19 protein-coding genes are annotated in these 20218 nt (G+C 48.3%); 15 read left to right on the top strand and 4 right to left on the bottom strand.

Annotated elements, in window-relative coordinates; genetic code table 11:
• Positions 1-172: 172 nt before the first annotated feature.
• The 3 genes from EYB31_RS32110 to EYB31_RS32100 all read right to left on the bottom strand — a co-directional run bounded on the left by EYB31_RS32110 (position 173) and on the right by EYB31_RS32100 (position 5018).
• Positions 173-1087, bottom strand: a complete 915-nt coding sequence (locus EYB31_RS32110; RefSeq protein ID WP_131017591.1) for a hypothetical protein — start codon at positions 1085-1087, stop codon at positions 173-175.
• A 287-nt stretch (positions 1088-1374) separates the two neighbouring features.
• Positions 1375-4155: a TrlF family AAA-like ATPase gene (locus tag EYB31_RS32105; RefSeq protein WP_165452726.1), complete on the bottom strand. Its 2781-nt coding sequence runs from the start codon at positions 4153-4155 to the stop codon at positions 1375-1377.
• A 626-nt stretch (positions 4156-4781) separates the two neighbouring features.
• Positions 4782-5018 carry a helix-turn-helix domain-containing protein gene (locus EYB31_RS32100; protein WP_240763106.1) on the bottom strand — a complete coding sequence of 79 codons (237 nt, stop codon included), beginning with the start codon at positions 5016-5018 and terminating at the stop codon, positions 4782-4784.
• Positions 5019-5161: 143 nt separating this feature from the next.
• Here EYB31_RS32100 and EYB31_RS32095 point away from each other — a divergent pair, with 143 nt between their 5' ends.
• From EYB31_RS32095 to EYB31_RS40710, 5 genes are all read left to right on the top strand, one after another.
• On the top strand, positions 5162-5338 hold the full coding sequence (locus EYB31_RS32095) for an aspartyl-phosphate phosphatase Spo0E family protein (protein ID WP_165452725.1): 177 nt from the start codon (positions 5162-5164) through the stop codon (positions 5336-5338).
• Positions 5339-5470: 132 nt separating this feature from the next.
• Positions 5471-5878 (top strand): DUF6075 family protein, encoded by a 408-nt coding sequence (locus EYB31_RS32090; RefSeq protein WP_131017588.1) that lies wholly within the window; start codon positions 5471-5473, stop codon positions 5876-5878.
• Between the two features lie 37 nt (positions 5879-5915).
• The gene (locus tag EYB31_RS32085) at positions 5916-6104 is read left to right on the top strand and encodes a hypothetical protein (protein ID WP_131017587.1); all 189 of its coding nucleotides are present in this window, start codon (positions 5916-5918) and stop codon (positions 6102-6104) included.
• Between the two features lie 116 nt (positions 6105-6220).
• The gene (locus EYB31_RS40715; protein WP_206105514.1) at positions 6221-6919 is read left to right on the top strand and encodes a recombinase family protein; all 699 of its coding nucleotides are present in this window, start codon (positions 6221-6223) and stop codon (positions 6917-6919) included.
• A complete protein-coding gene (locus EYB31_RS40710; RefSeq protein ID WP_206105513.1) occupies positions 6852-7697 on the top strand; it encodes a DUF4368 domain-containing protein in 846 nt (281 codons plus the stop codon). The genes EYB31_RS40715 and EYB31_RS40710 overlap by 68 nt, the downstream gene beginning before the upstream one ends.
• 66 nt (positions 7698-7763) lie before the next feature.
• Here the strand turns inward: EYB31_RS40710 and EYB31_RS32075 are convergent, their stop codons facing one another.
• A complete protein-coding gene (locus EYB31_RS32075; RefSeq protein WP_338120000.1) occupies positions 7764-8702 on the bottom strand; it encodes an aldo/keto reductase in 939 nt (312 codons plus the stop codon).
• Between the two features lie 292 nt (positions 8703-8994).
• Here EYB31_RS32075 and iolG point away from each other — a divergent pair, with 292 nt between their 5' ends.
• The 10 genes from iolG (at position 8995) to EYB31_RS32025 (ending at position 20106) form a co-directional block, all read left to right on the top strand.
• Positions 8995-10008, top strand: coding sequence for an inositol 2-dehydrogenase (iolG, locus tag EYB31_RS32070; protein ID WP_131017586.1), 1014 nt, complete (start codon positions 8995-8997; stop codon positions 10006-10008).
• A gap of 39 nt (positions 10009-10047) precedes the next feature.
• Complete coding sequence (iolB, locus tag EYB31_RS32065) at positions 10048-10869, top strand: 5-deoxy-glucuronate isomerase (protein WP_131017585.1); 822 nt, start codon at positions 10048-10050, stop codon at positions 10867-10869.
• A 122-nt stretch (positions 10870-10991) separates the two neighbouring features.
• Positions 10992-11990: a 5-dehydro-2-deoxygluconokinase gene (gene iolC / locus EYB31_RS32060; RefSeq protein ID WP_131017584.1), complete on the top strand. Its 999-nt coding sequence runs from the start codon at positions 10992-10994 to the stop codon at positions 11988-11990.
• Positions 11991-12132: 142 nt separating this feature from the next.
• Positions 12133-13581 (top strand): CoA-acylating methylmalonate-semialdehyde dehydrogenase, encoded by a 1449-nt coding sequence (locus EYB31_RS32055; protein WP_131017583.1) that lies wholly within the window; start codon positions 12133-12135, stop codon positions 13579-13581.
• A gap of 134 nt (positions 13582-13715) precedes the next feature.
• Positions 13716-14753, top strand: coding sequence for a zinc-dependent alcohol dehydrogenase (locus tag EYB31_RS32050; RefSeq protein WP_131017582.1), 1038 nt, complete (start codon positions 13716-13718; stop codon positions 14751-14753).
• Positions 14754-14767: 14 nt separating this feature from the next.
• Positions 14768-15907: a GNAT family N-acetyltransferase gene (locus EYB31_RS32045; RefSeq protein WP_131017581.1), complete on the top strand. Its 1140-nt coding sequence runs from the start codon at positions 14768-14770 to the stop codon at positions 15905-15907.
• A 238-nt stretch (positions 15908-16145) separates the two neighbouring features.
• On the top strand, positions 16146-16970 hold the full coding sequence (locus EYB31_RS32040; protein ID WP_131017580.1) for an ABC transporter permease: 825 nt from the start codon (positions 16146-16148) through the stop codon (positions 16968-16970).
• A gap of 26 nt (positions 16971-16996) precedes the next feature.
• Positions 16997-18019 (top strand): ABC transporter ATP-binding protein, encoded by a 1023-nt coding sequence (locus tag EYB31_RS32035; protein WP_240763104.1) that lies wholly within the window; start codon positions 16997-16999, stop codon positions 18017-18019.
• 42 nt (positions 18020-18061) lie between these two features.
• Positions 18062-19264 carry an extracellular solute-binding protein gene (locus EYB31_RS32030; protein WP_131017578.1) on the top strand — a complete coding sequence of 401 codons (1203 nt, stop codon included), beginning with the start codon at positions 18062-18064 and terminating at the stop codon, positions 19262-19264.
• Positions 19261-20106 (top strand): ABC transporter permease, encoded by an 846-nt coding sequence (locus EYB31_RS32025; RefSeq protein ID WP_131017577.1) that lies wholly within the window; start codon positions 19261-19263, stop codon positions 20104-20106. The genes EYB31_RS32030 and EYB31_RS32025 overlap by 4 nt, the downstream gene beginning before the upstream one ends.
• Positions 20107-20218: the final 112 nt, after the last annotated feature.

Raw genomic sequence — 20218 nt, 5'->3', positions numbered from 1 at the left:
GACTTTTATAATCTGTTTCTATTTAAGGAAATTATCCCGTTGCTGATAAGGTTTGTACGTTTCATAGAGAGTCGTAACGAAAAAAGCATCTGCAGTAGTTGGGCTGGAGATGCCGATGTTGATATTTCAATATCATTCACTGAACTAATGAAGGGGTCATCACTTTTAGTACTCAATTCGCACCATCTATATGCACTCCATTGAACAGGTTAGGGTAAATATCAAACACATGCAAAATTTTATTTATTTTTGATTTAGAGGTTACTGAAGCCAAACTTGGTATATCACTAAATGTAAAGAACTGATCATTTATTCTGCCGGAATACTGCTGTAGTAATAACGATAAAAAAAACTTCTCACCAGAAGATATTGATCGTGCTGATTTTTTTAGATGTTCAAAATTCAATCCAACAACATTTGTTTCCATATCCATTGTACTCTTTCTAATTTGTATACAGTCTTCGAATTTTAATAAGGGAGTCTTGAATATATCTTCCCACAGGTCTTTTATAAGTTTGTATTTTGTATATTTTTGGTATTTCGCATTTAAAACCATCTCCAACTCAGATAACACATTCATTAGTACATCCATGAGGGTCTTCGCTTTCTCAAGTGAAAAACCATCGTTCTTCCTTCCTCCACTACCTAAGATGTATTCCCTATTTGAAGCTGTATTATCATGTGCAAGTCTGTTCCTATACTTAGATACCTCATCGATAATAATTTTATTATATGACAATTCAATCGATATAAGTTTTTGAATTTTTTGCAGTAGTGTGACTGCATCTCCTTTTGAAATAGATTTTATTTCAGCATCAATTATACTATAGAGAATGTAATTTGATGAATAGATATTCTTAAATATATCTGAATACTTGAGTTTAGGCTGCTTTTCATCTGATAACTTCTCTGGGAAGGCAGCGAGTATTCGTCTTAAAATCTCACAGATACTGCTTTCAAACAAAGCAAATGAATAAACAAAAAAGGCTTCATAGTTTTGTTTATTTAACTGCCCGAACATTTCTTTAATTTTCTCAAAGTTGGCTCTGAGATCATTGATCAGTTCTTCACAAACAAATACTCGCATGAATTTTCCACACCCTTTTTTCAAACATCAAAAAAGTTATCGTGAGCAAAAGATTTGCAATGACTCTATAGCTTATCTATGCAACAGTGCTTTAGCTTATTGCCACTGCCACATGGAGAAAGATCATTCCTGCTAATTTTCTTTTTTCCACTCTGCTCTTCTTCGCTGGTTAGGTGTCCGTTTTTTGACGCTTGACGTACTTATTGGATCTTTTGATCATCAGCAACCCTAGTTAACTTAAATGAAAAAATAAGGCAGTAAGTGGAGATTCACTTCCTGCCTTATTTTTAGTCGATGCGGTACCTTTTAGAACGAAGTTGAAAAGCATCTTCCCCTCCCTCCATAACTTCACAAATCTCTTTATTTATTTCAAGTTCTTCTATGGCACCACAATGGAGTAAATCTACTGTTCGCAATTCTGGATCGAGAGCGACAACAAATTCCGCATCACCATTAACTGGGATGTTTGCATTATGCGTAATGATGATAATTTGTCTATGTTCTTTTGATTTTCTTAATCTCTTAACGATGAGTTCATATATAAGATGATTATCTAAGTCATCCTCGGGTTGATCCAACAATATAGGATTATTACCATATGATAATATAAATGTTAGAATCGCAGAGGTCTTTTGCCCCGCAGAAGCATTTGAGAGTGGTTTAAATGGGCTCTGTTTGTTTGGTTTATAAAAAACTTGCATATCGTCTTCTGGATATAACAAATCGATTTCATCTATCTGTGACTCACTTAAATTATTTATTAGAGTCTGAAATCTTCCTCCAAAGATTTGTCCTTTAGCTGTGCCATTCCGTAGTTCTTGAAAATGAGTTCTTAAATCCACTAATTTGTTTTCGATGTTGCCATTGAAACAGTAGTCCACTAGCTTATCAACATCTTCTTCAAATCCGCTTTCTCTTTGAATAATTGATCTAAATTGGGCTTTTAGTGATTCTTTATCTCTGAATGGTTTTATTTCTAGCTTAACACTCTCAGTGTTCAGATACTCCCTAACAAAATTTTGCCTCATTCCAGTAATTTGCTTGCGAATCAGTAAATAGTCGTATTTTAGTTGTTCCTTCTTTGCAACTTCTTTTTCAAATTCTGCTTCAAGTTCAAGCAATTTAGATAATTCTTCTTTCTTCGCAACCCCATCACTGTGAAGTTTTTCAATATTTAGAAGATCATTAACCCCTTTATATTGTAGCTCTTGTTTCCTTTGGTCAAATAAAAATTTCGCTTCAATATATTGCTTCTGAAATTCAGAACTTTTTATATTCTTATTAAATTCATCAACAATATTTTCCAGATTTTTACCTATCTTCTCGAGTTCGAACTGAACTGCCCTTATTTTTCCAAATAAATCTTCTGTGAAATATGTTAATTCTTCTTTAGATTGCTCAGAAAAATCGATTATCAAAGTGTGGTAATCAAATTTCATCATATTACTATAAAATTCTAATAAAAGTGTTTTTTGGTGCTCCATTTCTTTATTTACTTTATCAATTATTCTTTGATCGTTGTTGTGAATATTGATCTCGCTGTAAAGGTGTTCAATTCCACTTTCCTTGTATGAACTAATTTGTTTCTCATTATCTGTCAACTCTGTTTCAAGTTTTTTTCTAGATGCTGTTTTTTGTAGAATAGTTCGAATTTTAGCGGATTGCTCAAAGTACTTGTGTTTAGTAGCTGATAAACTTTCAGATAAGGTACCATAATCTTCAATTGAGCTATCTATACGATTCCTAAGAGCATTTGGAGTTTGTGCAATTTCATAAATTTGTTTCTGTGAAAATATATCAAATTTAAAAAAATCAATAAAACCATTCTGATCGATTTTTTCAAAATTACCTGTTTCACTACTCCATTCTTCAATCGTTGTTTTAAACTGTCCTCTATTGAATTCTTTTGCACTAACTTTATATCTAGAATTATTTCGAATAAAAATAACTTCTATTAACGAATCATTCTTAAGAATTCCCCTCTTATCACGAGCATCTTTCAATTTAAAGAAATCTGAGTGTTCTCTAAGTATGTCCTCAAGTTCCCTGATGTCAGCAGTTCTATTAAACGCCCCACGTAAAAATCTAAATAGGCTTGATTTCCCAGTACCTCTTCCACCAATTATGGTTGTTAATTGTGGACTAAATTCTACCAATAATGGTCTTATTGAGTTTGTTATCTCTGTATTCCATATTTTAATACTCTCAATCCATTGATCAGGAATTTTATATGGACTATTTTTGCTATCAAAATCATTCCTAATCCTAAACTTTGGTACAAGGAGTGCTTGGCGAAGACTTTCTAAACTTACATTTTCGTTCATTTTTATCCAAGTGTATCTATTCCCAATCCCCCATAATCCGTGTTCAGACATTCCTTCACTATGTGGATTATCAGAAAAAGTTAGGATTGCTTTATTTTTCTCAACTGCTAAGGCAACAGTTGATTTCCAATCCTTTCTACTGTCTTCACTAATAGTCTTACCGTAATATTGGATTAGCAATGCCAAAACTTCACTATTTGTTAGTCCACTAGGCGATACAAATTCCTTATGGACTACCTGAACGGCATTGATGCCATCTGCTTCTAGAAACTTTTCCCTAATGGCATAAGCAACATTCGATATACTGTTAAACTCGTCAATATGCGCAGGGATAACTACTGCGTGCTTTTTCAAAGCTTCTTCTGTCACCTGTTGTATAGATAAATTTGAGTATGCAGTTTCTTTCGAAAAATCATTACGGTTAATTCCAATAGAAATCAGAAAATCTTCTATTTCAATTTTACCCTTATCAACATCAAAAAGTACTAACAAATGAACTTTCGCATCACTACAAGTTATCTCGACTCCAGGAATAACAACTAATCGTTTATCTTGTGCTTCCTCTTTTATTAAATCAATCCATCCACCCGTATTATGGTCAGTCACGGCAACGCAATCTAAACCTTGATCTATTGCCCTTTGCACCCATTGTTGAGGTGTAACATCTCTATCTTTAAAACACTTGCTTGCTGGTGTATGTAAATGAAGATCACATTTATACCATCTTGTTCCTCTGAATTCCACGATCGACACCTCTTTATAGATAATAAATTTAATACAGAATTCTACAAATAATTCCAAATTCCTTTATTATACGCCACCATATTATGCTGGAATTGGTATAGATTTATTGAGTAAGTTAAATTAGTTGCTCCTGAAAAAGTCCAACTCTAAAAATAGGGGTTGGGTTGGGGCAGTCAGATCCCTCTGTCTCGGAGTTCACCTTAATTCAGGAGGAGCTTTCAGATCAATCGACCACAAGGACGGCTAACGATTGAAAGCATCGTCGCTCGACCTTCCATCATTTTTTCGGCAGGTCATTTAAGGGCTATGTGTAACGTTGTAGCAAGCACTAAATTTGGCTGGCCGCCAAACTCGCTTGTTAGGGGCGAAGTCCCTAATACCCCCTTGGCTGCCCGATTCATCCATTCATTCCTCATCGCTCTTGAATCGGTTCGAAATCATCCATTCACACTTTCTTCCAATACGGTAAGATTCGATAGCATCACAACGCAATCGCCGGGGGCTTGGGGGCGCAACCCTCAACAAGCGAATTTGGGAGACCAAATTCAGTGCTTGCTGCAACTTAGGACAGCGTCCTAAGTTGTCCTAAGAACACTTGCCGGGAACAATAGGAAGGGCTGCCGGAGTCAAGAGCGTTTCTTCGCGCGGGGCGGATAAGACGTTTTTTGATCGGTACGGCCAAGTAAATAATCAACACTCGTTTGATGGAAGTCAGCTAATGCGATTAAGAGCGCTGTCGGAATATCGAGCTTTCCCCGTTCATAATCGCTATAGGTCCGCTGTTTGCAATTCAGATGCGCGCAAAGCTGCTCCTGTGATAAATCCTTATCTTCACGCATATTTCGTATTCGTTCGTAGACCACAAGTACTCACCTCAGGATGAGTATAGTTCAGTGGATAATCCGCTATTTACTTTCAGTGTGTTATACACTAGAATTTTCTATACACGCCTTTACTCATGCCGGGGCGAGCCAGAGCGATGTGGTCGGCGAAGGGGGACATCATAGTGAAAGGAGTCGAAGAACTGCTGGCGCGTATCGAAAGCGTTCGTCGGGAACTAAATGAGCAAGCCCTGCATGACAGTCTTCCAAGCCCGGCGATGCTTGAAAAATCCAGGGAACTCGATCGTCTGTTGAATGTGTATCAAGCCTTCAAAACGGGAGCGCAAATCACGCAAGGCTGAGATCCCTGCTTTTTTTCAGATAATCGGCACAGAGGTATCCGATTTAGTCGCGAAAATGAAACGGTTAGTAGAGGGCTTTGTTTGAGGAAGCCCTCCGACTAACCGTTTTATTTTGGAGAGGAGAGCGAGAACATGAAGTCCCCCGTCTTTCGTGACGACCGGCAGGAAGCTTTTTACTACCGAATGTTAGCCGAACGTCGTTGTACCGACAGCTACCATCGCGCCTTGTTTTATACGCTGGGACTGTCGAAGGATACCCGCGCCCATATTCAGGAATTGTTCGACTTTTCCGATGGCGGCATCAAACCGGAAGGCATGTCTGCTTCCTGGCAAACCGGAGGTTCTCTCCGCGTCTGTCGTTTGGCGTTTAATCTCTGGAACGGCTGGAGCCAAGCGGGCGAGGAACGGTATTCAACCTCGTATGAGCTGTTTGATTGCGAAGCTGCTCCCTACTTTTTTGAAGCAATACGGCTGCGCTATCCGGAATATGCTCGTCAACTGACACCCGCCATCAAGCCTCACGTTGAACGCACGCGGTGAGCCGTGTTTGGGGGATTTACGGAAGGGAGAGACGCGGATGAACGAAGAGAAGCTTCCTTTGCCATCGGCTCAGGCAGACCGCGACCGCGATCCGATACACGAGATGCAGTTGGGGAAAAGCTTGTATATCGTGCAATGTCACTTTATCGGCAATGAAACGCTCGGTGATAAAATCGAACGGCTTGTTTTGCGAACGTGGGAGGAAGAAGCGTTCAGGAGCCGATGAATCCGGAAGGGAATCCTCGCGATTCCCTTTTCTCATAGACGCGGGACACCCTACCTCAACCTTCCAAAATTCGGTATACTGAAATCAGCCGATTTGTTGCTGGGAAAGGACGGAGGATGAAAAAACAACAGCAAACCCGAACCGCAATTTACTGCCGTTTGAGCCGGGACGATGAACAGAGTGGCGAAAGCATGAGCATTGAAAATCAACGAATTTTGCTCCGGCGCTATGCAAAGGAGCAAGGCTTTGAAGTAGTTGAGGTGTACACGGATGATGGCTGGAGCGGCACCAACTTTGATCGCCCCGACTTCCAACGAATGAAGCGAGACATTGAGAGCGGCCGCATTGATATTGTGCTGGTCAAGGATTTGAGCCGCTTGGGCCGCAACCAGATCGAAACGAGCCTGTGCATTCAGGTGTTTTTCCCGGAGCATCAGGTACGCTTTATTGCCGTCAGCGAGAACATTGACACCGCCAAGGGCGAAGACGATTTCATGGAGCTGCGGAATCTGTTCAATGAATGGTTCGTCCGCGACACAAGCCGGAAGGTCAAGAGCGGCTATCGCCAGCGGGCGTTAAACGGCGATTACACGGGAGCCTTTGCCCCCTACGGCTACCGCAAGGACGAGCAGAACAAGCATAAGCTGATTCCAGATGAAAAGACCGCCGCGATTGTGCAACGCATTTTCCGATTAGCGGTGGAAGGTCACAGTCACTTTAAAATCGGCAGACTGCTGCGGGCAGATCGTGTTCTCACTCCTCGCGCTTACTTGGCGGAGCAGCGTCGTCGCCGTGCCCGAGGACGAATGGATTGAGGTTCGGAATACGCATGAGCCGCTGATTGACGAGGAAACCTTTGCTTTGGCACAGAAGGTCATTCGGGTGAGGAAGCGTCCAACCAAAGAGGGCGAGCATCAGATCTTCGCCGGATTGCTGAAATGCTCGACCTGCGGCCAAGGCTTGTCCTTCGCTCGCGGAGGCAGCAGCAAGACCAGCGGCGGTAAAGGCGGTCGCGGCAGCTTCGCTTGCAATCAGTCGCGGACGCGCGGCAAAGCGTATTGCAGCTTCCATTACATCAGCTATGTGGATATCTACGAGATTGTATTGGCCGACATCCGGCGACACGCGCAGACCGCCAAGGAGAAGGAAAGCGCCTTTGCGGAGAAACTTGCCACGGCGAGCCAGAACCAGCAGAAAAAGCAATGGAGCGCCGCGATGAAAGAGCGCGTCAGGTTGAACAGCCGGGAAAGCGAGTTGCAAACCATTCAGCGGAAGCTTTATGAGGACAATGCTTTAGGAAAAATCACGGACGAGCAGTATGCGGCGTTGTCGCGAGATTTTACAGCAGAGCAAGCTCATTTGAAGGAACGGCTCAAGCTGCTGGATGATCAGCTTAACCAGGCTGAGAGCAGGCAGGAAAACACGACTCGATTTTTGGAACTGGTTCGCGAGTACACGGATATGAAGGAATTAACGAAAGCGATTTTGAATGAGCTGATTGACAAGGTTGTTGTGTATGATGCCGAGAAGATAAACGGCAAGCGCGTACAGCGCATTGATATTTATTACCGATTCATCGGTCTAATTTCGTAAACAACAGAGGTCATTACCTCGTTAAAAATAGATTACTCCGTTATTATGCACAGAGGTGCCGGTTCTTCACTGCTCGCCGTATTCGAGCCAGCGGACTTCTTCCGGGCTCAACGTAGTGTCGGTGGCAGCCAAGTTGTTGTGCAGCTCCTGGGCGGAGTAGGCGGCTACCAGCGCGCACGTCGGGAAGGGCTGATGCAGCACATAAGCAAGAGCAAGCTGAACAAACGGGATGCCTTTTTGCGCGGCCAGCTCTTTGGTGCGTTCCAAGCGCTGCCAATTGGCTTCGCTGTAATAGGTGCGGACCATTTCTTCATTATCGCGCTGCTCGGGGGAAAAACGTCCGGCCATGAAACCTCCGCCAAGCGAAGACCAGGACAGCAGCGGCAGGCCGGTTTTGGCGTGCCATGCGCAGGTCGCTTCATCGGCGGCGACGCAGCCCTCCCAGCGCGGCACGATCATTTTGGCCAAACTTAAGTTCGTGCTGCTGAACGTAAAGCCCTTCATTCCTTGGCTGCGGGCATATTCATTGGCGGCTTGAATGCGCTCGTACGACCAGTTGGAGGCTCCGATCGCCCGAATGCGTCCTGCATTCATATGTTCGTTCAGCACATCAATGACGACTTCGACCGGTACATTCGGATCGTCCCGATGGAGGGCCCACATGTCGAGGTAGTCGGTTTGCAGCCGTTTTAAGCTTTCGGTAATATCGTGTGTAATCGCTTGCGGATTGACGCGGCGGCCGGTTTCATCGTGATGTGCGCCTTTCGTCAAGATGACAACTTGCTCGCGGTTGCCCCGCTCTTTCATCCAGCGGCCGATCGCTTTCTCGCTTGCGCCGTCTTCTCCATATTGATGCGCGGTGTCTACGGTATTGCCGCCGTTTGCGAGAAACGTATCAAGCAGGCTGCTGACAAGGTCGTATTTGGATTCGCTAAAATGGTCCCCGCCCATAATGAGCTGGCTGACGGTTTTGCTGCTGCCTTCGATGGATATATGCTTCATCATGCCGTATTTCCTCCTGAATTATGAGTAGGGTAAGTGCTTACCCTTCCAATCTCTGATAAGTATAACGCAGCTTAAAACGATTAGGCAATATGGGATTTCGGATCGAAGCCCCTCCGGTGAAGTACTTCCATGTCCTAGCGGAAGCAATTCTTGCGGGCAAAAAGTTTAATGAGTGCTTTTTGGATATTTAAACTTTCCTTACTCTAAAAAAAGCATCTTCCTTTTCTTGCGGAAGTCCAGTATAATATGGATTAAGCGCTTAACCAAATTGAGCTATGCGAGGGCAGAGAATATGGCAAAATTAACAGTAGGCATTATCGGCGCAGGCCGAATCGGGCGATTGCACGCGGAGCACCTCAGCCGTAACGCCCAGGTGGAAATCCGGATGATCTCCGACGTGTTCGTCAGCGACGAGTTGTCCGCATGGGCGGAAGGACTTGGCATCAGCCGCGTTACCAGCGACTATAAAGAAATTATGCAAGATCAGGACATTCAGGCTGTTTTCATCTGTTCATCCACCAATACGCATGTACCGTTTATTACCGAAGCGGCCCAAGCCGGCAAACATATTTTCTGCGAGAAGCCGATCAGCCTTGATTACCGGCAGACAATGGAAGCGCTTCAAGCAGTGGAGCAAGCCGGCGTATTGCTGCAAACCGGCTTCAACCGGAGATTCGACCACAATTTCAAAAGAGTGCGCGAACTGGTGCAAGGCGGCAAAATCGGCCAGCCTCATCTGATCAAAATCACCTCCCGTGACCCGGCGCCGCCAAGCCACGATTATGTGAAAGTATCCGGCGGGCTGTTTATGGATATGGCGATTCACGATTTTGACATGGCGCGTTACGTTTCGGGCAGCGAAGTTGTGGAAGTATATGCGCAAGGAGCTGTGCTGGTCGACCCGGTGATCGGAGAACTCGGCGATATCGATACGGCGGTCATCAGCCTGAAATTTGCCAACGGCGCGCTTGGCGTCATCGATAACAGCCGCAAGGCGGTGTACGGTTACGATCAACGCGTGGAAGTGTTCGGATCGGAAGGCAGCGTATGCACAAACAACGACTTCCCGAATACGGCGGAAATCAGCACGCAAAACGGGATCTACCGTGATAATCCGAAGTTTTTCTTCTTGGAAAGATACCATGAATCCTATATCGACGAAACGGCTCAATTTATTGCCAGCATCTTAAATGGCGAAAAAGTGCCGGTGGACGGTCACGACGCGCTGCAGGCGGAAAAAATCGCTTTTGCGGCCAAAACGTCCTTGCTCGAAGGCAGACCTGTCAAGCTGACGGAAGTTCAATAAGAAAATGAGATAAACGTGAAACGAGAGGAGGAGGCGTCTATGTCAGCCTCGAATTTAATTGTAAGCAGCGCGGCGGCGCGAAGCGATAACGGCAACGTGCTCACCATTACACCGGAGTCTGCGGGTTGGACGTACGTCGGGTTTGAGGTATATAAACTGCAGGCGGGCGAACATCTGAAGCAGGAGACGGGGGAGCAGGAAGTGTGCCTCGTCTTGATCACCGGGAAAGCGAATGTAGCCACCAAAGAGGAAAAATGGGACGGGCTCGGCAATCGGATGAACTTGTTCGAGCAGACTCCTCCTTATTCCGTCTATGTGCCCAACGGAGACAAATATGACGTAGAAGCGCTGACAGAGCTTGAAGTCGCTGTTTGCCGGGCTCCCGGCAAAGGGACTTATCCGGCGCGGCTGATTCCTCCTTCCGAAGTGGGAGTGGAGGTTCGCGGCAAAGGTAACGCGCAAAGGTTCGTTCATAACATTTTGCCCGAAGATAAACCCGCCGACAGCTTGCTTGTCGTAGAGGTTTTCACGCCAAACGGACATTGGTCGAGTTACCCGCCGCATAAACACGATCAGGACAATTTGCCCGAGGAATCCTATCTTGAGGAAACCTATTATCACAAAGTGCAGCCGGAACACGGCTTTGCCGTGCAGCGGGTATACACCGACGACCGTTCGCTTGACGAAACGCTGGCGGTATGCAACGGAGATGCGGTGCTTGTGCCGCGCGGTTACCATCCGGTATCGGCACCGCCGGGTTACGACGTCTATTATTTGAACGTCATGGCCGGCCCGACGCGGGTGTGGAAATTTAAAAACGACCCGGATCACGAGTGGATTTTCAACGAGTGGAAGAAATAAATGTGTAAGGCTTTCCTGCGGAAAACTTAAGCCAATGCTTACGATGCTGGCTTTGCTAACGCAAAGCCCAGTCTATGCTTACGATGCTAGCTTTCCTTCGGAAAGCTTTTAGGAGGATCCCAATGAGCTACTTTACTTTTGACGAAAGCCGTCCGATGGATTTTATCGCCATTGGCCGGTTGTGCATCGATTTGAACGCCAACGAAATTCACCGCCCGATGGAAGAAACTAGAACGTTTACGAAATATGTCGGGGGTTCCCCGGCCAACATTACGATCGCCGTGGCCAAGCTGGGCAAAAAGTCGGGTTTTATCGGCAGGGTGTCGGACGATCAGCATGGCCGTTTCATCACGAATTATTTGCAGGAGCGCGGCATCGACACCTCGTGTGTCATCACCGACAAATCGGGTACGGTGACGGGTCTTGCGTTTACGGAAATTAAATCGCCTACGGAATGCAGCATTTTGATGTACCGCGATAACGTGGCCGACCTCAAGCTGGAGCCGGCAGACGTCAGCGAAGAATATATCAAAAATGCCAAAGCAATCATGATCTCCGGCACGGCGCTGGCTGCCAGCCCATCACGGGAAGCGGTGCTCAAAGCGGTTGATTTGGCGAGAAAAAACGGCACCGTCGTTTTCTTCGACATCGACTATCGCCCGTATACTTGGAAATCCCGTGAAGAGGTCGGCATCTACTGCAGCCTTGTAGCGGAGAAAAGCGACGTCATTTTGGGCGGCCGCGAGGAATTCGATCTGCTCGAGGAGCCGTACGGACCGCTGCAAAACGACGATCAGGCGACTGCGGACCGCTGGTTCGCCCATCATGCCCAAATCGTGCTCGTTAAGCGCGGCGGCGACGGGTCGACCGCGTTTACGAAGGACGGCCAAAGCTTTAAGGGCACGACATTCCCGGCCAACGTGGTGAAGACGTTTGGGGCGGGCGATTCTTTTGCCGGCGCATTTATATACGGTTTGATGAACGGTTGGGACATTGCCAGATGCCAGCAGTTCGGCGCCGCTTCGGCTTCCATCGTTGTTTCCAGCCACAGCTGCTCGGATGCGATGCCGTCCGCCGAAGAAATTCAAGCGGTCATCGATAAACATACGACAACCGTATAAGGGCGGTTGTTAATATGCAAGGAGTTTGTCTGACGAATTTACTTTCTTGAAAATTTATTCATGCTGGTCTACGGAAGGCAAGGGCCACACTCATGAATAAATATTCACAGGATGAGATTACGGAAAGCAAGGGGAGAGTCCAATGACGACAGTTTTGAAAAATTTTATCGGCGGTCAGTGGGTGGAGGCGACTTCCGGCAAATCGGAAAGCGTTCCGAATCCGGCTACCGGAGAAACGATTGCAATTGTGCCTTTGTCCTCGAAGGAAGATGTCGCGCACGCGGTTTCCGTCGCCAAAGCGGCTTTTCAAGAGTGGAAGCAGGTTGCCGTTCCGCGCAGGGCGCGTATTATGTTTAAATACCAGCAGTTGCTTGTTGAGCATTGGCAGGAGCTTGCTGAGCTTGTGACCAAGGAAAACGGCAAAAGCTACGGCGAAGCTTACGGCGAAGTGCAGCGCGGCATCGAATGCGTAGAATTTGCGGCCGGCGCGCCAACGCTGATGATGGGCAGCAACTTGCCGGACATCGCTACCGGCATCGAATCGAATTTTCACCGTTATCCGATCGGTGTTGTTGGGGGCATCACGCCGTTTAACTTCCCGATGATGGTGCCATGCTGGATGTACCCGCTTGCGATCGCAATGGGCAACACGTTTGTGCTGAAGCCGTCCGAGAGAACACCGCTGCTCGCTAACCGTTTGGCGGAGCTGTTCAAGGAAGCGGGGCTTCCCGACGGCGTGTTCAACATCGTGCACGGGGCGCACGACGTAGTAAACGGGCTGCTCGAGCATCAGGATGTGAGCGCCATCTCGTTTGTCGGTTCTCAGCCGGTAGCTGAGTATGTGTACAAGACGGCCGCGGCACACGGCAAGCGGGTTCAGGCTTTGGCCGGAGCGAAAAACCATTCCATCGTAATGCCGGACGCCAATCTGGATCTCACGGTGAAGGAAATCATCAACGCATCGTTTGGCTCCGCAGGCGAACGCTGTATGGCGACGTCGGTTGTCGTAGCCGTTGGCGGAGTGGCCGACGCATTAGTCGAACGCCTGGTTGAAGCAGCCAAAGCGATTACGATCGGCAACGGCCTTGACGAAGGCGTGTTCCTTGGACCGGTAATCCGCGATTCGCATAAAACGCGCACGGTGCAATACATCGAAACCGGCAACAACGAAGGCGCGATCATGCTGCTGGACGGCCGCGAAGCTCCTGCGGCAAGCGGCAATGGATATTTTGTCGGGCCGACGATTTTCGATCATGTTAAACAAGGAATGAAAATTTGGTCTGACGAAATTTTTGCGCCGGTGCTTTCCATCATTCGTGCGGAAACGCTGGACGAAGCCATTGCGATCGCCAACGCTTCGGAATTTGCGAACGGCGGCGTCTTGTACACCGACAGCGCAAAAGCGATTCGTCACTATCGCGACAACATCGACGCCGGCATGCTTGGCATCAATGTGGGAGTGCCTGCTCCGATGGCTTTCTTCCCGTTCTCGGGCTACAAAAAATCGTTTTATGGCGATTTGCATGCCAACGGCAAAGACGGCGTAGAATTTTATACACGCAAAAAGATGGTTGTGGCCCGTTACGTTTAAAGGCTATCTAATCTATAAGAAGAACAAGGAGATTGAGCCTCAAGCTGCCGGCTTGCGGGAACAAGCTCCTTGTTCCTTTTCCTTTTTAATGCGACAATTTGTGTATCGCGATAATGGATAAGGGGTGTGTTTGAATGAAAGCGTTAGTCAAAACGGAGCCGGGCCCCGGACATGTTGAGCTCGTCGACATTCCCGAACCTGCTTGCCGGCCGGATATCGGCGTCAAAATCGAAGTGAAGTATACCGGCATATGCGGTACCGATCTGCACGTGCTTCACGACACGTTCAAAAATTATCCGCCGGTCACGCTTGGACACGAGTTCTCCGGCGTTGTCGTGGAGGTAGGCAGCGAAGTGCGGCGTGTGAAGTCGGGCGACCGGGTGGCGGTCAATCCGTCTACAGCGGTCGTTTGCGGCACTTGCGAGTATTGCCTGCAAGGCTACTACATGTTTTGCCCGATTCGCCGGGGTATGGGTCATGGGGTAAACGGCGCTTTCACCAAGTATGTAGCGGTGCGGGAAGACCAAGTGTACAAGCTGCCGGATCACGTAACGCTGGAGGAAGCGGCGCTGGCCGAACCGCTCGCCTGTGCGGTGCAGGCTATCGAAGAGCTGACGGACCTCCATGCCGGCGACGTTGTGCTGCTGTCCGGCCCGGGGCCGATCGGCATGTTGTGCCTGCAGCTGCTTGCAGCGAAGGGCTGCCGCGTCATCGTGGCCGGCACAAGCCAGGACCGGCTGCGTCTGGATATGGCGCTGCGGCTTGGAGCGAGCCTGGCCGTCGACGTGACGGCGGAAGACTTGCAGCAGATTGTGCTGCGCGAAACAGGCGGAATCGGAGTTGATGCCGCGGTGGAGTGCGCCGGCGCCGGACCGTCGGTGCTTGCTTGTCTGAACGCCGTGAAGCGGCTGGGGCGGCACATTCAGGTCGGGATTATCGGCAAGGAAGTGACGCTGCCTTTTGATACGATTTTGTACAAGCAGCTTCAGGTTGTCGGCACACTTGCCCATTCCCAGAAAACGTGGGTTCGCGTTATCAAGCTGCTGAACCAGCAAAAGCTGCCGCTGACCGATACGATCACGCACAAGCTGCCGCTCAGCCGCTGGCAAGAAGCTTTTGATTTATGCGAACGGAAGCAAGGGCTTAAAGTATTTCTTTCATACGACGAATAACGGGGGAAATCCACATGGCTATATTGCGTACCGCTAGAGCGGACGAGTTGGGGGCGCTAGTTGCGTTGTCGGACCGCACCTTCCGCAGACCGGGACAAACATCGATGGGAACCGCATACGCGCAGCTTTTTTCCAAGGACAATACGGATCATCTGCTGGTGATGGAAGAAGACGGCATTCCTGCCGCGCTTGCCGGACTCTTGAAGTCGGAGCTTTCCATTGAAGGCTGCGACGTCACCGTAGTCAGCATGGGTTCGGTTTGTACGGAACCGGAGTACCGCGGCAGGCATTATGCCGATAAGTTGGTAAAGATGAGCTTGGACAAATGCCGCGAGGATAAGGCGCATCTGCTGCTGGTGTCCGGCAATCTGAGCATTTACTTGCGCAACGATTGCATGGAGGTTGGCAGCTATAGAAGTTTTACGATCGCTTCTGAAGTTGAATTAGCAGCGTTTACGAACGGCGCGGCGGGCATGGGCATGACCTTCGATTGTTTTGACGAATCGCGCGATCTGCCAGGGATGCTGGCTTTGATGCAAGCGGAGCAGGCATATTACAAAAGAACGGCAGACCAGCTTGCGCTATTGATCCGCAGCGCGGCGGTGCTCAGCAACAAGCCCGCCGAACAACACGTATTGCTGGCCTATGATGCCTCGGGAGTCGCAGCCGGATACATCGTATTTGGCTTCGTCGACGGCAAAGCCGTTGTGGTAGAGTTTGCGGGAGGCGACGATGCAATCATCGGTTTGCTTGGCGAATTGTTCCGGCGGTTCGGGGACTGCCGCATCCAGCTTCCTGTCATGGGAGACCGCCACCTGCTGGCGGAGCAGCTGGCCGCAGCGGGCTGCGCATTTACGGAACAAACCATTCCCGGCACGATCCGGATGATTGACTTCCCCGGCTTGTGGGAAGCGCTGGAGCCTTACCGCATGCGCAGACTCCAAGGGCATGCCGCGGCCGACTTGACGCTTGCCGAATGCGGCAGCGGTTACCGGCTGCAGTTTGGAGAGGAGACGCTGACACTCGATCTGCGGGGGGCGACGAATCTCGTATTTAACGGTCCGCAGCTGCAAGCGCCGGGCGAGCTGAGAAGGCTGCTCGGGCTGCTTTTTCCGCTGCCGTTTGTCAATACAAATAATTTGAATTACGTGTAATAAACAAGGGAAATAGATAAACCGCTTACCCCCTTCAAATGCCGGCTACTTAATTCAGTTAATGAACGTTCTTTATTAGAATTTATTAGTAGCCGGCTTTGAAAAAAGGATTGACAAAACAAGACAAATTAAGGATAATCAAGTCAATTGAGTTAACCGCTTACCCCTTTTTATGGGGCAAGTTAAACCGGTTTAACTTGTATTCATTATGTTTAGAAAGGGGAGAACTTTAAACCGCATGTTGTGGTACTTCAAAGCGTTGGGTAGACGTAAAATCGTCGAATTTATTATTCTTGTCGTGTTTGCTTTATTTTTTATGGGGCCGTTGCTAAACTTGCTTTTGTTAGCGTTTACAGGAAAGTGGCAGTATCCGGCGCCGCTTCCGCAATCGTGGTCTTTTGACTGGTGGAAGTTCGTATTAACCAAAGATGAAGTGGTCAAATCGATTGGGTTGTCGTTTATGATTGCGATTGTTGTAACCGCTTTATCCATTGTGCTTTGTATTCCAGCCGCTTATGCATTTGCAAGAATTCGCTTCCCGCTCAGCAAATGGTTTTTGTTTTCGTTTTTGCTGACACACGCTTTTCCTAAGATGGGTTTGTACGTTTCCATCGCAGTTTTGTTTTTCAAGCTCGGATTGATGAACACCTTTACGGGTGTCGTGCTCATCCATATCGTCAATACGCTGATGTATATGACGTGGATTCCTTCCGCTGCTTTCCGCAATGTGCATAAAGCACAGGAGGAATCGGCCAGAGATGTCGGCGCAACTCCGTTCCGGGTGTTTTGGAATATTACGTTTCCGATGGCGCTTCCCGGCATCACCGTCGCTTCGATCTTTACTTTCCTCAATTCTTTGGATGAGGCTCAGGGTACCTATCTTGTCGGCATTCCCGATTTTCGCACCATGCCGGTCGTGATGTATTCAATTATCTCAGATTACCCCAGTACGGCAGGAGCTGTATTTTCGATTATTTTGATGCTGCCGACGATTATTTTACTGCTTGCGGCACAACGGTTCGTTTCGGCTGATGTGATGTCCAGCGGGTTCCAAATGAAATAGGGATCACCATGTTTAAGGAGGAAATCATGATCCAGCTGTCCATTCAAAATTTAACAAAACGCTATAAGACGGGCGAAGGTGTGACGGGCATCAATATCGATGTCAAAAAAGGCGAGCTGGTCACTTTGCTGGGGCCTTCCGGCTGCGGCAAAACGACCGTGCTGAGAAGCGTAGGAGGCTTCCTGGATCCCGACTCGGGGGATATCCTGATTGAAGGAAAAAGCGTGCTGAAGCTGCCTCCGGAAAAACGGCCGACCGCCATGGTCTTCCAGGGCTACAACCTGTGGCCGCATATGAACGTCTACAACAATCTGGCCTTTGGCCTAAAGATCCGCAAAAAAAGCAAAAAAGAAATCGATGACGCCATTGAGCGTGTGCTCGAACTTGTTCGTCTGCCGGGTACGCAAAAGAAACTCCCGGGCGAGCTGTCTGGCGGCCAGCAGCAGCGGATTGCGGTAGCCAGGGCGTTCTTGCTTGAACCAGCCGTACTGCTGCTGGATGAGCCGTTCTCTGCGCTGGATGCCAAATTAAGGCACGAAATGCGCGAGGAGCTGCGCGATATTCAAGCCAGCACCGGACTAACGATGGTATTCGTCACACACGATCAGGAGGAGGCGCTTTCGATCTCCGACAAAATCGTCGTGATGAACTCCGGCAACATCGAGCAGATGGCATCGCCGCAAGAAATTTACGATCATCCGCGCACATTGTTTGCCGCCCAATTTATCGGCAAGATGAACTTCATTCAAGGCAGCGCCGACGGCAATACGGTGAATATTAAGCGCTTGCAGTTTGCCAACACGGCCAAACATCAAGGTGATGTCACGGTTGCTGTAAGGCCGGAGGATATTTTGCTGCTGAAGCCGGATGAAGGGTTGTCCGCCAAGGTGCATCAGGTGATGGTGCTTGGCCATTACGCCGAAGTGTCGCTGGAGACTGAAACGGGAGTGTTGAAAGCGTTTTTGCCTCGCGACTCCGTGAAAGACATGTACCCGGGCCAATTTGTCGGCGTGACGTTTTCCAAGGTGTTGACCTACAAGTCCGCCTAAGAAATAAATACTCGCAATATCCATTTTGAGGAGGAATAAGGGATGGTCCGTATGAAAAAGCAATTAAGCATGGCTCTTGCGTCAGTAATGGTGCTATCGGCATTGGCAGGCTGCGGAAGCGGCGGGGATAAGCCGGCGGCCAGCAGCGGGGCTGCTCCAAGCGGCGGAGCAGCTCCGAGCGGGGGAGCGGCGGCAAGCGGTGATAAAGCGAAGCAAGAAGAGTTTCAATTCTACGTGACAGGTTCCTTGAACGTAAAAGAGCTGTGGGAAGTTCTGATCCCAATGTTTGAAAAGAATAATCCGAACATTAAAGTGAAAATGGTCTATATCGACTCCGGCTCCGGCGGGCAATCTACGGTCGACCGTCTGATTGCGGCGAAAAAGGCGAATCAGAAATCGGGCAACATCGACTTGTACGACAGCAGCTTGGCTGACCTGCAAAGAGGCATTAAAGAAGATCTGTGGGCGCCGATGGATAAAAGCAAGGTTGCCAACATGAGCAAAATGGATGAGAATAACTTGAAAAACTCCGCCGGCACAGGCCTGCCGTACCGTGCATCCGCCGTTGTTCTTGCTTACAACAGCGCCAAGGTGGCAAGTCCGCCGAAAACGGCAGATGAGCTGTACGAGTGGATCCGCAAAAATCCGGGCCGCTTTGCTTATAACGATCCGGCTACCGGAGGCGCAGGCGACTCGTTTGTGCAGACGGCGATCTATAACTTCCTGCCGCCTGAGGCCAATGTCAGCCAGGATCCCAAGTATATGAAGGAATGGGATAAAGGGTTCGCTCTGCTCAAAGATCTAGGCAAATCGATGTATCAAAAAGGCGTTTATCCGAAGAAAAACCAAGGCACACTGGATCTGCTCGCTAACGGCGAAGTCGATATGATCCCGGCTTGGTCCGACCAAGGGCTTGAATCCATCGCCAAAAAATTGCTGCCTGAAACGACCAAGCTGACACAAATCAATCCGTCCTTTACCGGCGGTCCGACATACTTGATGGTACCGAAGTTGTCCGAACATGTGGATGCCGTCTACAAATTCCTTGATTTCGTGCTGACGCCTGAAGCGCAAACCGTCGTTGTGACCAAAATGAACGGGTACCCGGGCATCAAATGGGCTGAAATGCCGGCCGATTTGAGAGATAAGTTCAAGGATGTAGCGGCAGGTTACCGCACCTTCAACTTGGGCGATCTGGGTAAAGAGATTCAAAAACGCTGGCAGCAGGAAGTTGCAGGACAATGAGCAAGCAGATGAAACAGGGGATTTTCGGGCTTGCGCTCGTCATCCCCTCCTTCCTCCTATTGTGTCTTGTCGTCATTGCGCCGATTATTCTTGCGATCATGGAAAGCCTTCGGGACGACGGGGGGAATTTTACGTTTCAGTTCTATACCCGCCTGTTTACCGATAAGGTGATGTCCGGCAACATTATATTTACTTTAAAGCTGACCATCATATCGGTCATCGCCGTTGTGCTGATCGGGTATGCATTGGCCATATACATGCGCTTCAGCGGAGGGCCGATCGTCACGGGGATCAAAAAAATGTACATGATCCCGATGTTTGTCCCATCGGTTATCGCATCTTACGGCATTATCAATCTGTACGGCAACCACGGCTGGTTATCCCGGCTGCTGCTGCCGCTTGGCATCGAAGACCTTCCGAGAATCGTCTACGATTATAAAGGGATATTGCTTGCCAACCTGTGGTTTAATATCCCGTTTACAACCATGCTGCTCGCTTCCGCGTTATCCGGTATTCCCAATGCGATTATTGAAAGCGCCAAAGATGTCGGAGCGGGGCGGTTGCAAATTTTCTTCAAGCTGATTATACCTTTGTCATACCGTACGCTGCTTGTAGCAATCACGTTCAGCTTTATGGGTATTATCGGCGGTTTCACCGCACCGTTCCTGCTTGGGCCTAACTCGCCGCAGGTGCTGGGGGTGGCGATGAGGCAAGTATTCTCCGTGTATCAGGAAACGCAGTTTGCCAGCGCCACGGCGGTATTTATGTTCGTACTTTGCTCCTTTATGGGTTATTTCTATATCCGTACGATGATTAAGGACGATAAAGCATCCACCCATTAACAGTCGGGAGTACATTCGGCAGACAACGATCGCCGATGTATACTTCGAGTGGTCGAATGCGCACCTTTCCCGCTAGAAATTAGCTGGGAGAGGTGTTTTTTTCCAGACGGGT

The organism is Paenibacillus thalictri (assembly GCF_004307995.1).
Lineage (GTDB): Bacteria > Bacillota > Bacilli > Paenibacillales > NBRC-103111 > Paenibacillus_AF > Paenibacillus_AF thalictri.
Note: the sequence above shows the minus strand (reverse complement) of the source record. Positions and strands in the feature narration are given on the sequence as shown.